The 13,895-nt window shown below is 73.5% G+C and carries 10 protein-coding genes; 4 read left to right on the plus strand and 6 right to left on the minus strand.

What is annotated here, in order from left to right:
- The 4 genes from D476_RS0121875 to D476_RS0121890 form a co-directional block, all read right to left on the minus strand.
- A partial coding sequence (locus tag D476_RS0121875) for a DNA repair ATPase (RefSeq protein ID WP_017626055.1) occupies nucleotides 1-1,712 on the minus strand: 1,712 nt, incomplete at its 3' end.
- A 4-nt stretch (nucleotides 1,713-1,716) separates the two neighbouring features.
- Nucleotides 1,717-3,738 (minus strand): SPFH domain-containing protein, encoded by a 2,022-nt coding sequence (locus tag D476_RS0121880; RefSeq protein ID WP_017626056.1) that lies wholly within the window; start codon nucleotides 3,736-3,738, stop codon nucleotides 1,717-1,719.
- 345 nt (nucleotides 3,739-4,083) lie between these two features.
- On the minus strand, nucleotides 4,084-4,725 hold the full coding sequence (locus tag D476_RS0121885) for a hypothetical protein (protein WP_017626057.1): 642 nt from the start codon (nucleotides 4,723-4,725) through the stop codon (nucleotides 4,084-4,086).
- Between the two features lie 70 nt (nucleotides 4,726-4,795).
- Nucleotides 4,796-5,704 carry a DMT family transporter gene (locus D476_RS0121890; protein ID WP_017626058.1) on the minus strand — a complete coding sequence of 303 codons (909 nt, stop codon included), beginning with the start codon at nucleotides 5,702-5,704 and terminating at the stop codon, nucleotides 4,796-4,798.
- Between the two features lie 272 nt (nucleotides 5,705-5,976).
- Here D476_RS0121890 and D476_RS0121895 point away from each other — a divergent pair, with 272 nt between their 5' ends.
- Entirely contained in the window at nucleotides 5,977-6,645 is a 669-nt protein-coding gene (locus D476_RS0121895) for a ClpP family protease (RefSeq protein ID WP_017626059.1), read from the plus strand.
- A gap of 1 nt (nucleotide 6,646) precedes the next feature.
- Nucleotides 6,647-7,258: a ClpP family protease gene (locus tag D476_RS34120; protein ID WP_017626060.1), complete on the plus strand. Its 612-nt coding sequence runs from the start codon at nucleotides 6,647-6,649 to the stop codon at nucleotides 7,256-7,258.
- Between the two features lie 34 nt (nucleotides 7,259-7,292).
- Here D476_RS34120 and D476_RS34125 read toward each other — a convergent pair whose 3' ends face one another.
- On the minus strand, nucleotides 7,293-7,598 hold the full coding sequence (locus D476_RS34125; protein ID WP_040726821.1) for a helix-turn-helix domain-containing protein: 306 nt from the start codon (nucleotides 7,596-7,598) through the stop codon (nucleotides 7,293-7,295).
- 408 nt (nucleotides 7,599-8,006) lie between these two features.
- Between D476_RS34125 and D476_RS0121910 the strand changes: the two genes are divergently transcribed.
- Both D476_RS0121910 and D476_RS0121915 read left to right on the plus strand, forming a co-directional pair.
- Nucleotides 8,007-8,273, plus strand: coding sequence for a type II toxin-antitoxin system Phd/YefM family antitoxin (locus D476_RS0121910; protein ID WP_026123745.1), 267 nt, complete (start codon nucleotides 8,007-8,009; stop codon nucleotides 8,271-8,273).
- 377 nt (nucleotides 8,274-8,650) lie between these two features.
- Nucleotides 8,651-10,948 (plus strand): terpene synthase family protein, encoded by a 2,298-nt coding sequence (locus D476_RS0121915; RefSeq protein ID WP_017626063.1) that lies wholly within the window; start codon nucleotides 8,651-8,653, stop codon nucleotides 10,946-10,948.
- Between the two features lie 187 nt (nucleotides 10,949-11,135).
- Here the strand turns inward: D476_RS0121915 and clpB are convergent, their stop codons facing one another.
- Nucleotides 11,136-13,763, minus strand: a complete 2,628-nt coding sequence (clpB, locus tag D476_RS0121920; RefSeq protein WP_017626064.1) for an ATP-dependent chaperone ClpB — start codon at nucleotides 13,761-13,763, stop codon at nucleotides 11,136-11,138.
- Nucleotides 13,764-13,895: the final 132 nt, after the last annotated feature.

Raw genomic sequence — 13,895 nt, forward strand, 5'->3', positions numbered from 1 at the left:
CCCCGCCCCTGGGCGCGGCGGAGCTCGGCCAGGCGCCGCACCCACGCGTCGGCGGTGTCCCCGGTCTCCCCGCGAGAGCGGCGGACCAGGCCGAGCAGCTCGGTCTCGGCCTCCTGCAGCGCCGCGGCGGCCTGCTCGGTGAGCGCCTGGACGTTCTCGAACTCCTCCAGCACCTGCTCGGCGGTGGCGCGCACCCGGGCGGCGGCCTCGCCGGGGGCGCCCAGCTCCTCCTCGCCGATCCAGTGGTAGTGGTCGCCCAGGCGGCGGCAGGCGGCGATGAGCGCCTCGAACACCGCGGCCGAGGGGGACATCTCCTCGACCATGCGCACCACCGACAGGCAGTCGGAGATGCCGCGCACCAGGTCGGGGTTGCCGATCCGCTCCAGCGGGCCGGTCCCGGCCGGCTGGGCCGCCGCGTGCAGGTCGGACACGAACGGGGTGCGCCACACCTGCAGCGGGTGCACCCGCGTGGGCTCGTCCGACCCGTTGCGGAACACCACCATGGTGCCGTCGTCGAAGAGCGAGTAGCCGTGGCAGGAGATCGGGCTGGCGACCTCCTTGCGGATGACGTTGTAGGGCAGCAGCAGGGTGCGCCCCTCCCGGCGGGCGTGGAACGCGTACAGCACGTCCTCGCCGTTGGGCGAGCGGATGGCCCGCTCGAACTCCAGCTCCTCCACCTCGGTGTCGAAGGTCTTGTGCGTCCCGGTGGCCAGGTAGTAGCCGCCGGGGAAGATGATGCCCTGGTCCTCGGGGAGGCGGCGGCAGGCCTGCCCGATGCCGTCCAGGCGCAGCACCTCCTTGGTGCGGGTGTTGAACACCAGGTAGCGGTGCTCGGACTCGTTGTAGGGCAGGATGCGCAGCAGGACCAGCGGCCCCACCTCGGCGTAGCGCACGTCGGCGTCGGCCAGGCTCTGCAGCGGCTCCTCCACCGGCTCGCTGTAGACGCCCTCGCCCACCTCGGTGTTGTTCTCCACCTTGATGGTCAGGTCGCCGCCGACGGTCTCCACGAACAGCTTCCCGCGGATGGAGATGTGCGGGTGGCGCCCCTGCACGTGGTCGTCGCGGGTGGTCTCGGTCCACTCGAAGTCGTGCGAGGGCGGGAAGACGTGGTCGCGCTCGCCGCGCGCGTCCCGGTAGGACACGTCCCCCTGCGGGGTGGTGTCCCAGCGCAGCACCCGCACGTCGTCGGTGCGCGGGCCGGTCTGGAAGACCGCCAGCAGCCGCCCCTCCACGTGGCGCAGCTGCATCAGGCGGGTCTCCCGGTAGTACCGGTACAGCTCGCCGAAGTCGCGCTCGAAGGCGGGGGCGTCCAGCAGGCCGGGCACCCCGCCGGGGCCGGCCTCGGTGAAGGACAGCCCCTCCCCCTCCGCGTCGCGCTCGAAGGCGTGCAGGCTGAACACGTCGCCGACGGCGGTCTCGGGCTTGAGCCCGATGAACACGTTGTAGCCGAAGAGCATGAGCCCGCCGACCGACACGATGTCCCGCGGCACGCAGTTGTTCTCGGTGCGGATCCGCTCGGTCCCCAGCAGCCGCAGCTCGCCGGAGCCGAACACCTCCAAGCGGCGCCCGTTCAGCTCCTCGGCGCGCCGCGCCAGCTCCTGGGCCTGCTCGGACAGGCGGGCCCGGAGGACCTCGTAGGTGCCCCGGTCGAGTCCGTCAGGGGCCGGCGCGCCCTCCTCGGGCGCGCCGGCGTCGTCGCGTTCCTCCGTCACCGGCTCACCGCTTCACCGGTGCGGCGCCGTTGTCCAGCGCGGCCACGCTCTGCTCGGCCACGCCCATCTCGCGGGCGGTGTCCAGCAGCGAGCGCAGCTTGTCGGAGTCGGGCGCCCCGCCGTCGATGAGCTTCATCAGCAGCGCCGACACCGACAGGTTCTTCACGTCCTCGGTGCCGACCCGGGAGAGCACGCCGGTCAGGTCCGCGGCGAAGTCCCGCTCGCCGTTGAGCCAGTCCCCGGCCAGGCTCTGGGCGACGCCGGAGCCGCCGACGAACCCGTCCACGGCCTTGCCCATGCCGACGGCGTTGACCATCCGGTCGAAGAACATGCCGTCGCCGCCGACGATGTTGATGTCGGCCTTCTCCAGGCCGGTCGCCAGCACCGTGGCCTGGGCCTCGGCGACCTGGCGGTGCACGTCGATCCCGGCCAGGCGGACCTCCTTCTCGGCCTCCAGCCGCAGGCGGTACTCCTCGTGCTCGCGGGTGGCCTGGTCCAGCGCGGCCATGGCGCCGGCCTTGTCGTTGAGGCCCTCGGCCTCGGCCTTGAGGTTGGCGGCGATGGCCTCGGCCTCGATCGCGGCCTTCTCCTGGGCCACGGCGTTCTCTGCGCGGCCGACCTTCTCCAGGGCGGCGGCGTCCTGCTCGCGGACCTGCACGGCGGCCAGGCCCTCGGCCGCGGCCTCGGCCTGCTTGCCCTCGGCGAGCCGGATCTGGGAGCGGGCGTCCAGGTCGGCGGCCTGCTGCCGGGCCTCGGCCAGGGTGAGCTCCTCGGCGGCCCGGTGCTTGGCGGCCTCCTCGGCGGCCTCGGCGGCCTTGATGTCCTTGACCAGGTTCTCCTGGGCCTCGGCCTCGGCCTTGATGACGATGGCCTGGCGCTCGCGCTCGGCCTCCTCGACCGCGCGCAGCTTCTTGATGGCCTCCTCCTGCTCGGCCACGGTCTTCTCCACCGCGACCCGCTCCCGGACGACGTCGGCGACCTCGCGGCGCTCGGCCTCGACCTCCTTGTCCTTGGCGATGGTGGACAGCTCGGTCTCCCGCTCGCGGCCGATGACCTCCAGCATCCGGTCCTTCTCGATGCGCTCGCTCTCCACCGCGATGACGCGCTCGCGGTTCTTCTCGGCGACCGCGATCTCCCGCTGCTGGTTCTCCCGCTGCACGCCGAGCTGCTCCTCGGTGCGGATCTCGGCGGTGCGGGACTTGAGCCGCTCCTCGGCCTGGACGCGCTGGGTCTCGGCCTCCTCGCGGGCCCGGATGGTGGCGATCTCGCGCTCGGCGCGGGCCCGGGCCTCGGCCTCCTGGCGCTCCAGCTCGGCCAGGGTCTCGGCGGTCTCGGTGTCGTTGCGCTTGATCTCCTTGTCGCGCTCGTTCTCCAGCTCGTTGGTGAGGCGGTGCTGGATGGCGGTGCGCTCGGTGATCTTGGTGATGCCCTCGGCGTCCAGGATGTTGTCCCGGTCGTGGGCCATCAGGGGCGTCTGCTCCAGGTGCGCGATGGCCGCGTCCTCGAGCACGTACCCGTACAGGTCGTTGCCGATGACCTCGACGATGCGGTCGCGGAACTCCTCGCGGTGGGTGTAGAGCTCCTCGAAGTCGAAGTGCTTGCCGACCGTCTTGAGGGCCTCCTCGAACTTGGCGTCGAAGAGGTCCTGCAGGTTCTCCTGGCTGCTCGCGCTCTCCACGCCGATGCTCTTGGCGATCCGCAGGATGTCGGACTTCTCCGGGTTCACGCGGATGAAGAACTTGATGCTGATGTCGGCCCGGATGTTGTCCTTGCAGACCAGGCCGTTGCGCCCGTTGCGCTCCAAGGCGATGGACTTCTGCGAGATGTCCATGACCTCGGCCTTGTGGATGACCGGGAGGACCACGGCGCCGGTGAGCGACACGTCGTCGTGGCGGAACTTGTTGACGATCAGCGCCTCGCCCTGGCGGACCTTCTGGAACATCTTGAGCAGGACGACGGGCACCAGGATGGCGATGAGCAGGAGGGCGGCGATGAGGACACCGCCGGCGACGCCGATTGCTTCCATACGGGGCGAACTTTCTACGTGGTCCGGATCGGGCAGGTGCGGCGCCGGGGCGGCGGGGGCGGAACCGGCGCGCCTCCGCGGGCGCCTGCGTGCGGGCCGCGGGGCCGGGTGGTCCCGGCGGGCCCGTCCGAGGGGTCGGGTGGTCGGGCGGGTGGTCGTGCACGTGGTCGTTCGGGCGGTGGCGCGGGGGCGCGCCGATCGTTCGGGCGGGCCGTCCCCCGGCCGTGCGAGCGGGGTGCCGCGGGACGTCCTCGGCCCCTCTGACGGGGGCCCGGTCCGGGCGGTTCCGCGCCGGGCCGGATCCGGCCAGGTCACAGGGGCCCACCCCGGACGGTGCGGGGCGCGTCAGGTGTCGCCGGGGTCCAGGGCGGGGTCGAAGCGCGAGATGCGGTAGAAGCCGCCGTCGGTGTCGTGGTCGAAGATGAGCGCGGTGTCCCCGGAGGAGAGGAGCTCCCCGCCGATGGTGCGCACCTGCACCGTCATGCTGGAGCCGTCGTCGAAGACCACCTCGCCCTGGCCGAACCCGTCGTCGACCCGGCCGGTGCGCACCGTGCAGGTGCGCCCCACCAGGTCGCGGCCGGTGCGCACGCGGGCGGTGCCGGGCAGCAGGCGGCGGACGCCCACCGCGACGCCGCTCACCGCGCCCCAGGCGACCATCACGGCGATGAGCAGGACGAGGAGGGAGGCGATGACGACGACCGGCGTGGACAGGCCCAGGGAATCGATCACGACGTTTCCGACCAGCGCGGTGAACCAGGCGAAGGCGACCAGTAGCGACAGCGACACGGTGGCGGGCATCCCGCCGAGCCCGACGGCGGTGAGCACGCCGGCCAGGCCGCCGGGGGAGCCCTCGCCGTCGGCGTCGCCGTCGAGGAGGCCGATGTCGAGCACGCCCAGCAGCGCGGTCAGCCAGTAGGCGAAGACCACCGGCAGCGGGACGCTGAAGAGCACCGTGGGGAAGGCGAGCACCGCATCGAAGAAACCCATGTCGTGCCCGGCCGCTCCCTTCGGCGTCTGCCCGCACCCGGGCGGCCCCCGGGGGCGGTGCCCGGCGATCTTATCGGCAGCGGGGTCCGATGAGTTCCGGTGAGGGGGCAGATGACCGGGTTCGGCCAGTTCGGAAGGGGTCCGCCAGCAGCGTGATGCCGTAGCCCGCCAGGAGCGCGCACAGCACCGCCACCCCGGTGCCCGGCCAGCCGCCGGAGTAGGTCTCGCCCATGAACGCCACGCCCACCACCGAGGCGGCCACCGGGTTGGCCACCGTGGTCACCCCGAGCGGGGCGCCCAGCTCGGCGCCCTGGTAGGCGGCCTGCGCCAGCAGCAGCCCGGCGATGGCGACCAGCGCGGTGCCGCCCGCGGCCGGGTGCGCCAGGCCGACGGCGGCCCCGCCGTCGGCGGCGACCGCGATCACGGTCTTGGCGGTGGCCGAGGCGACCCCGAATGCGGTCCCGGCGGCGGCCGCGAGAAGGTGGCTCCGCCAGACGGGGGAGGAGACCCGTCCGGCCGTCCAGGCCAGCGCGCCCAGCAGCGCCGCCGTCCCGCCGACCACCAGCGCGCCGGTGCCGGCGTCCATCGGCCGTCCCCCGCCGCCGGTCACGGCCACCGTCAGGAGCACCCCCAGCGCCAGCACGGTGAGCAGCGCACCGCGCCACTCCCGCGCGGTGACCCGGCGTCCGGACAGCCGGGCCGACCAGGGCAGGCCGAACACCAGCACCAGCACGCCCAGCGGCTGCACCGCGGTGAGCGGGGCGAAGGCGAGCGCACCCACCTGGAGGACGGCGCGGCCCGCGTTCAGCACGGCGGCCCCCCACCACAGGGGGCGGCGGGCCAGTGCGGCCAGCGACCGCCCGGCGGTGAGGGGCTCCGGCACGGCGAGGGCCAGCCTGCGCTGGGCCACCGCGGCGGCCGTGTAACAGGCGCAGGAGAGCACACCGAGCCAGATCCCGAACCAGACACCGATCGACATGGGACCGAGCCTTCCGGACATCCCTCCTGCGGGCGTCGTCCCGGGGGCGACATCCGGTGTACGCCCTGTGCCGTACGCGGCCCCTCCCGCGGCCGTCTCCCACGGTGCTCCCGCGTCCCCGCCCGCGTCCCCGCCCGTGTCCCCGTCCCGGCTCTGCCCGCAGCAGATCTCCCCAGGGCAGAAACCGTGGCCCGGGCGGCCGGGCGCACCGCAGGGTGAAGGAACCGGCGGCGCGGAGGCCCGCCGGACGGACGGAGACGAGGAGGAGGACGATGCTCACGAGCGAGGCGTCCGAGGCCGCCCCCGGCGGGGGGTTCGGCGACCAGGTGCTCACCGGGCTGCTGCACGGCCGGATGGTGGTGCTGGGCTCGGAGATCGACGACGCGGTGGCCAACCGGGTGTGCTCGCAGCTCATGCTGCTCGCCTCGGAGGACCCCAAGCGGGACATCACGCTGCTGATCAACAGTCCCGGCGGGTCCATCAGCGCGGGTCTGGCGGTCTACGACACCATGCGGTTCATCCCCAACGACGTGGCGACCCTGGTCATGGGGTCGGCCTACAGCATGGCCCAGGCGCTGCTGTGCACGGGGACGGCGGGCAAGCGCTACAGCCTGCCGAACGCGCGGATCATGATGCACCAGCCCTCCGGGGGGATCGGCGGGACCGCCGCCGACATCGCCATCCAGGCCGAGAACCTGGCGCACACCAAGAAGACGATGCTGCGCATCCTGTCCGAGCACTCGGGGCGGTCGGAGGAGACCCTGGCCGAGGACCAGCGCCGCGACCGGTGGTTCACCGCGCAGGAGGCCAAGGAGTACGGGTTCGTGGACGAGGTGGTGACCAGCGTCGCGGAGATCGGCGGCGAGACGGCCCGCCGGTTCGGTTTCGCCGTGCCCGCGGGCGTGGCGGCGCACACCGCCACGACGGCGAAGGGGGAGTGAGATGGCGCAGAGCTACACGATTCCGACGGTGGTCGAGCGCCGCCCGGAGGGCGAGCGCGCCTACGACGTGTTCAGCAGGCTGCTGTCGGAGCGGATCGTCTTCATCGGCACGCCGCTCGACGACGGGGTGGCGAACGTGGTGATGGCCCAGCTGCTGCACCTGGACTACGAGAACCCGGACCGGGACATCCAGCTCTACATCAACTCGCCGGGCGGCTCGAACACGGCGCTGACCGCCATCTACGACACGATGAGCTTCGTCCGCGCCGATGTGGCGACCGTGTGCATGGGGCAGGCCGCCTCCGCGGCCGCGGTGCTGCTGGCGGCGGGCGCCCCGGGCAAGCGCGCGGCGCTGCCGCACTCGCGCGTCCTGCTGCACCAGCCCTCGGGCGAGGGGCAGGGCACCGCCGCCGACCTGGAGATCCAGGCGGCGGAGGTGCTGCGGATCCGGGCGCAGGTGGAGGAGATCCTGTCCCGGCACACGGGGCAGACGACCGAACGGCTGCGGGAGGACACCGACCGGGACAAGATCCTCACGGCCCAGGAGGCGCTGGAGTACGGGATCGTCGACGGCCTGGTGTCGGCGAGGGACCTGGAGGTGCGGGCGGCGTGAGCGGACGGCGCGGTGCCGGGCCGCCCCTCGCCCCTCAGGCGGCGAGCATGACGGCCCGGTGCCCGCCCGCGGGGCCGCGGCCCAGGGAGCCGGGCACGCCCTGCACGGGGACGACGGCCGGGGCCGCCAGCTCCATGTGCATGCCGCCGACCAGGTCGACCAGGCGCAGGCCGAGCGCCTGCCGGATGGCGGCGAGGACCTCGGAGGAGGGCTCCTTGCGCCCGCGCTCGACCTCGGAGAGGTAGGGGAGCGACACCTGGGCGGCCTCGGCCACCTCGCGCAGGGTGCGGCCCTGCTCCTGGCGGACGCGGCGCAGCATGGCGCCGATCAGGTCGCGCATCAGCGGCTCGTCGTCGGGGACGGGAACGGGCGAGGGGGCGAAGCCGGGGCCGTACGGGCGGCCGGGACCGCTCCCGGGGCCGGGATCGGACTGCGGAGCGGGTTCGGACACGGCTGCCTCCCCAGCGTTGTCGCGGGCGTCACTGGCTTCCGAACATAGTGCGCCCCGCCCCGGGCGGCCATCCTTCCCGGAGCCGTTCCGCGCCGGGCGTAATGCGCGGGGAATGCAGGGGCCGCGGACCCGGTACCCGCCCGCGGCCCCGCACCCTTGCGGTCACCCCTGGGGGAGGGGGAGGCGCCCGGTCAGAGGGAGGTGGCCCGGACGCCTCGGCCGATCCTTTCGCAAACGATTGTCATTTTCAAGAGGGCTTCGTCCTCGGCACCCTAGGGGCGGGTGCACCATCGGGACATGAGCGAGATGCGAGTGGAGTCCCTCCGCCGGGTCCGGGACCACCTGGCGGACGCCGTCGACCGGGCGGATCGGGATGGCGAACCGACCGTGATCACGCGCCATGGCAAGGAGGTCGCGGCCGTCGTTCCCATCGGACTGCTCGGGCGTTACCAGGAGTTCGCAGAGCAAGAGACCGTCCGGATCGTCCGCGAGCGCATGGACGGATCGGAGCCGGGGATCCCGCTTGAGCAGGTCATGGCGGAGACGATGGAACGACCCGATTGAGCGGCGCTCTTCAGGTCTCGGGCGGGGGGAGCCCCGCGGAATCCACAGGGATGTGGCGATGAACCACCGGCGTTCGGGGCCGCGGCTCTGGCCGGGTGCCCCGGTCCTCGCCGTCTGCGAGCCGGGCCGCGTCGGTCACCGCTCGGAGGCCGATGGCCGACCGCCGGTCGTTTCGGGTCCGGTCACTGGTGAAACGGGGGACGGGGCGGTGGGCATCGGGCGTCCGGAACCCGGTGGGCAAAGCGGGCAAGGCTCCATGAACCCGGGCGGTCTGCGCTCGATTCGCGCTGAGTGCGGGACGTCCGGTCCGCCCCGGATCTAGTCTTCCTGCGAAGTGGCGCGCCCCGGCTCACGGTCGACGAGAGAGGCCCCCTGTGATGGACGCCTTCGAGCTGCCCGCCTTCTACCTCCCGTACCCGGCCCGCATCAACCCGGGCCTGGAGACCGCGCGCGAGCACAACGCGGCGTGGGTCCGCCGCACCGGGCTCCTCGGCTCCGGCCCGCCGGGCCCGGACGGCGACGGTGTCTGGGACGAGGCCGCCCTGGCCGCGATGGACATCCCGCTGCTGGCCGCCTACGCCCACCCCGACTGCGACCCGCGCACCCTCGCGCTGATGACCGACTGGTACACCTGGGCGTTCTTCCACCGCGACGAGTCCCGCGCGCGCTTCCGCAGCGCGAAGGACCGCCCTGACGTGCGCGCCCGTATCGCGCTCCTGGAGGGGGTCCTGGAAGGCAGAGCCCCGGACTCCCCGGAGCCCGCCGCCGAGGCCGACGAGGGCGCCGGTACCGACGGGTCCGCCGAGGACGAGGCGGCGCCCCCGCCCCCGTCCGCCGTCGCCCTCGCCGACCTGTGGGAGCGCACCGCGCCCGCCCTGCCCGAGAGCCTGCACGGCCGTTTCACCGCCGACCTGCGCGGCGTCATCGCCGACCCGCTGCGCGAGCTCGACCAGCGCGGGCGCGAGCGCGCCCCCAACCCCATCGAGCACCTGCAGGACCGGCGCGCCGGGGGCGGGGGCCTGTTCTGCGCCGACCTCGCCGAGTTCGCCGCCAGGGCCTCGGTCGGCGACGCGGCGCACGGCCGCGCGGTGCGCGTCCTGCGCGAGGCCTTCGCCGACGCGGTGCACCTGCGCAACGACCTGTTCTCGGCCCGCGCCGACGCCGCCGACGGGCGCCGGGACAACGCCGTGCAGGTGTACGGCGCCTTCCTCGGATGCCCGGACCAGGAGGCCGCCGAGCTGGTCAACGACCTGCTCACCTCCCGGATGGTGCAGTTCGAGGACACGGCCGTGGGCGAGCTGGCCGAGGGGCTGGCGGCGTCGGGCGGTCTTCCGGGGGAGGCGGCCGCTGCGGCGGCGCTGGCCAAGGCGCTCCAGGACTGGCAGGCCGGCGGGCACGAGTGGCACGCGGCCACCGGCAGGTACGCGCCGGAGCGGGCCCCGCGCCCGCCCGCGGCGGCGTCGGGGCCGACCGGCCTGGGGGCGTCGTCGGCGCGGGTGCCCGCGATGAACCTGAACTTCGCCCCGGGACTGCGCCGCCGCGCGCGCAAGCACTCCCAGGAGCTGTTCCGGGAGACGGGGCACCTGCCGCTCCCGGACATCCCGATCCACTACCCGGTCCGGATGAGCCCGCACCTGGACGCCGCGCGCGAGCACTCGCTGGAGTGGGTGCGCTCCATGGGCATGCTCGACGAGGTTCCCGGCGTGGGGTCGGTGGTGTGGAGCGAGGAGAAGTTCACCGGGTACGACCTGGCCCTGTGCGCCGCCGCCATCCACGCCGACTCCTCGCTGGAGAAGCTGGAGGTGTCCACGGACTGGCTGTGCTGGGGGACCTACGGCGACGACTACTACCCGCTGGTCTACGGCGGCCGCCGGGACGTGGCGGCGGGACGGCTCTCGCACGAGCGGCTGGGCGCCTTCATGCCGCTGGACCTGGGGCTGGTCCCGCAGCCGCTGGACCCGATGGAGCGGGGGCTGGAGGAGCTGTGGCGCCGGACGGCGGCGCCGCTGCCGATGGCGGCGCGCGAGGCGTTCCGCACGGCGGTGCGGGAGATGACGGCGAGCTGGGTGTGGGAGCTGGACAACCAGGCGGCCAACCGGGTGCCGGACCCGGTGGACTACCTGGAGATGCGGCGGCGCACGTTCGGGTCGGACATGACGATGGCCCTGGCCCGGATGGAGGGGGCCGGGGACGTGCCGGCGGAGGTGTTCGCCACGCGGACGGTCCGGGAGCTGGAGACGTCGGCCCAGGACGTGGCGTGCATCCTGAACGACCTGTTCTCGTACCAGAAGGAGGTCGAGCGCGAGGGCGAGGTCCACAACATGGTGCTGGTGGTGGAGAACTTCCTCGGCACCGACCGGATCACCGCCCGCGACGTGGTGGGGGACCTGCTGCGGGTGCGGCTGGACCAGTTCGACCGCATCGACCGGCAGGCCCTGCCGGAGCTGTTCGAGGACATGGATCTGGACGAGCGGGCCCAGAACGCGCTGCGGCGGTACGCGGACCTGATGAAGGACTGGCTGTCGGGGATCCTGCACTGGCACCGCGAGGTGGTGCGGTACGGCAAGGAGGACTTGGACGGCGAACCGGCCCCGAGGAGGGCGGCCATGGACCTGGCGTCCCGCGCGGCGGCAAGGATCCCGTCGGGCCCACCCGTCCCGGGCCTCCCGAGGTAGGGGCGGGGAGGGGCGGCGGCCCCCTGGAGCGCCGTCGGCCTCCGGGCGTGTGCGCGGCCGCCGCGGTCCGGCGCGTGATCGGGTTCGCGTGGGGCCGATGGTGCCGGGCCGCCCCGCCGTCCTCCCCGGGAGCGACGACGATGGGCCCCCGGCGGCGTTGCCGCCGGGGGCCCATGTCTCCGACCGGTCAGGCCGCCGCGGGCTCGGGGGCCTTCACCACCGTCAGCCGGTCGGCGGCGTCGTCCAGGTCGACCTTGACCGTGTCGCCCTCGCGCAGCTCCCCGGACAGCAGTTCGCGCGCCAGCGGGTCGCCGATCGCGGCCTGCACCAGCCTGCGCAGCGGCCGCGCCCCGTAGGCCGGGTCGTAGCCGGTCAGCGCCAGCCACTCGCGGGCCGCCGGGGTGACCTCCAGGCTCAGGCGCCGGTCGGCCAGGCGCCGCCCGAGCCGCTCCACCTGCAGGTCCACGATCCGGGTCAGCTCCTCGGTGGACAGCGCGTCGAACATGATCACGTCGTCCAGCCGGTTCAGGAACTCGGGCTTGAAGGTGTTCTGCACGACCTGCATCACCCGGTCCTTCTTCGCCCCGTTCTCCAGCTGCGGGTCCACCAGGAACTGCGACCCCAGGTTCGACGTCAGGATCAGCAGCGTGTTGCGGAAGTCCACCAGCCGCCCCTGGCCGTCCGTCAGCCGGCCGTCGTCCAGGACCTGCAGCAGCGTGTCGAAGACCTCCAGGTGCGCCTTCTCCACCTCGTCCAGCAGCACCACCGTGTACGGGCGCCGCCGCACCGCCTCGGTGAGCTGGCCGCCCTCCTCGTACCCGACGTAGCCGGGGGGAGCCCCCACCAGCCGCGACACCGAGTGCTTCTCCGAGTACTCGCTCATGTCGATGCGCACGATCGCGCGCTCGTCGTCGAAGAGGAACTCCGCCAGCGCCTTGGCCAGCTCGGTCTTGCCCACGCCCGTCGGCCCGAGGAACAGGAACGAGCCGGTGGGCCGGTCCGGGTCGGAGATGCCCGCCCGCGCCCGGCGCACCGCGTCGGACACCGCCGCCACGGCGTTCCGCTGCCCGATCAGCCGCCGTCCCAGCTCCTCCTCCATGCGCAGCAGCTTGGAGGTCTCGCCCTCCAGCAGCCGCCCCACCGGGATGCCGGTCCAGGAGGAGACCACGTCGGCCACGTCGTCCGCGCCGACCTCGTCCTTGACCATCGTGTCGGCGTGCCCGTCCTCCGCCTCGGCCCGCCCCTCGGCGGACTCCTCGGCCGAGGTGGCCTCCTCCAGCTGCTTCTCCGCCTGCGGGATCTCGCCGTACATCAGCCGCGACGCCTCGGCGAAGTCGCCCTCGCGCTGCGCCCGCTCGGCCTTGGTGCGCAGGTTGTCCAGGTGCGTCTTCAGGTCGCCGACCCGGTTCAGCCCCGCCTTCTCCTGCTCCCAGCGGGCGTTGAGGCCGTTCAGCTCCTCCTGCCGGTCGGCCAGGTCCGCGCGCAGCCGCTCCAGCCGCTGCAGCGAGGCCGGGTCCGACTCCTTGGCCAGCGCCATCTCCTCCATCTTGAGGCGGTCCACGGTGCGCTGCAGCTCGTCGATCTCCACCGGACGCGAGTCGATCTCCATGCGCAGCCGGGAGGCCGCCTCGTCGATCAGGTCGATGGCCTTGTCGGGAAGGAACCGGGCGGTGATGTAGCGGTCCGACAGCGTCGCCGCCGCCACCAGCGCCGAGTCGGCGATCTGCACCTTGTGGTGGGCCTCGTAGCGCCCCTTGAGCCCGCGCAGGATGGCGATGGTGTCCGCCGCCGACGGCTCGCCCACCAGCACCTGCTGGAAGCGGCGCTCCAGCGCCGGGTCCTTCTCGATCCGCTCCCGGTACTCGTCCAGCGTGGTCGCGCCGACCATGCGCAGCTCGCCCCGGGCGAGCATGGGTTTGAGCATGTTGCCCGCGTCCATGGCGCCCTCGGCGGCGCCCGCGCCCACCATGGTGTGCAGCTCGTCGATGAACGTGATGATCTGGCCGTCGCTCTCCTTGATCTCGTTGAGCACGGCCTTGAGGCGCTCCTCGAACTCCCCGCGGTACTTGGCGCCCGCCACCATCGCCGACAGGTCGAGGGAGATCAGCCGCTTGTCGCGGAGCGACTCGGGGACGTCCCCGGCGACGATGCGCTGGGCCAGCCCCTCGACCACGGCGGTCTTGCCCACGCCGGGCTCGCCGATCAGCACCGGGTTGTTCTTGGTGCGCCGGGACAGCACCTGCACCACCCGGCGGATCTCGGTGTCCCGGCCGATCACCGGGTCCAGCGCGCCCGAGCGGGCCTGCCCGGTCAGGTCGACCCCGTACTTCTCCAGCGCCTGGTAGGTCTCCTCGGGGTTCTGGCTGGTGACCCGCCCCGGCCCGCGCACCCGGTCGAAGGCCTCCAGCAGCGCGTCCGGCGTGGCCCCGGCCTCGGTGAGCAGCCGGGAGGCCTCCCCGCCGTCGGCGGCCAGTCCCACCAGCAGGTGCTCGGTGGAGACGTACTCGTCCTCCATCTTCTGCGCCCGCTGCGCCGCGGTGTTCAGCGAGACGATGAGCCGGCGCGAGCTCTGCGGTGCGCTGACCGTGCTGCCGCTGGCCTTGGGGATCGCCTCCAGCGCCTGGTCGGTGCGCCCGGCGAGCTGGTCGGGGTCGGCGCCGACCTCCTTGAGCAGCGGCCGGATGACCCCCTCGCCCTGCTCCAGGAGGGCGGCGAGCAGGTGCACCGGCTCGACCTGCGGCGCACCGTCGGCCGTGGCACGGCGGATGGCCGTGGAGAGCGCTTCCTGGCTCTTGGTGGTGAGTTTGTAGTTCATGGTGTCGCCGCCCCCTTCGTGCGAATCCCTATGAGGTTGTGCAAATCGGCCGTGCGCCGCCGCGGCCCGGCGCTCGGCGCCGGGCCCGTGGGGCGCTCGTCTCCGCCGCCGCAGCGGTGTGCGTGCGGCGTG

It is taken from the genome of Nocardiopsis chromatogenes YIM 90109, assembly GCF_000341185.1.
GTDB classification, from domain to species: Bacteria; Actinomycetota; Actinomycetes; order Streptosporangiales; family Streptosporangiaceae; genus Nocardiopsis_A; species Nocardiopsis_A chromatogenes.

Excerpts from the sequence above, each read along its gene's own strand:
- D476_RS0121885 (WP_017626057.1), bottom strand. The coding sequence starts at position 4,725 with ATGGGTTTCTTCGATGCGGTGCTCGCCTTCCCCACGGTGCTCTTCAGC.
- D476_RS34125 (WP_040726821.1), bottom strand. The coding sequence starts at position 7,598 with ATGCGCGACCTGATCGGCGCCATGCTGCGCCGCGTCCGCCAGGAGCAG.
- D476_RS34120 (WP_017626060.1), top strand. The coding sequence starts at position 6,647 with ATGGCGCAGAGCTACACGATTCCGACGGTGGTCGAGCGCCGCCCGGAG.
- D476_RS0121915 (WP_017626063.1), top strand. The coding sequence starts at position 8,651 with ATGGACGCCTTCGAGCTGCCCGCCTTCTACCTCCCGTACCCGGCCCGC.
- D476_RS0121880 (WP_017626056.1), bottom strand. The coding sequence starts at position 3,738 with ATGGAAGCAATCGGCGTCGCCGGCGGTGTCCTCATCGCCGCCCTCCTG.
- D476_RS0121890 (WP_017626058.1), bottom strand. The coding sequence starts at position 5,704 with ATGTCGATCGGTGTCTGGTTCGGGATCTGGCTCGGTGTGCTCTCCTGC.
- D476_RS0121910 (WP_026123745.1), top strand. The coding sequence starts at position 8,007 with ATGAGCGAGATGCGAGTGGAGTCCCTCCGCCGGGTCCGGGACCACCTG.
- D476_RS0121895 (WP_017626059.1), top strand. The coding sequence starts at position 5,977 with ATGCTCACGAGCGAGGCGTCCGAGGCCGCCCCCGGCGGGGGGTTCGGC.
- clpB (WP_017626064.1), bottom strand. The coding sequence starts at position 13,763 with ATGAACTACAAACTCACCACCAAGAGCCAGGAAGCGCTCTCCACGGCC.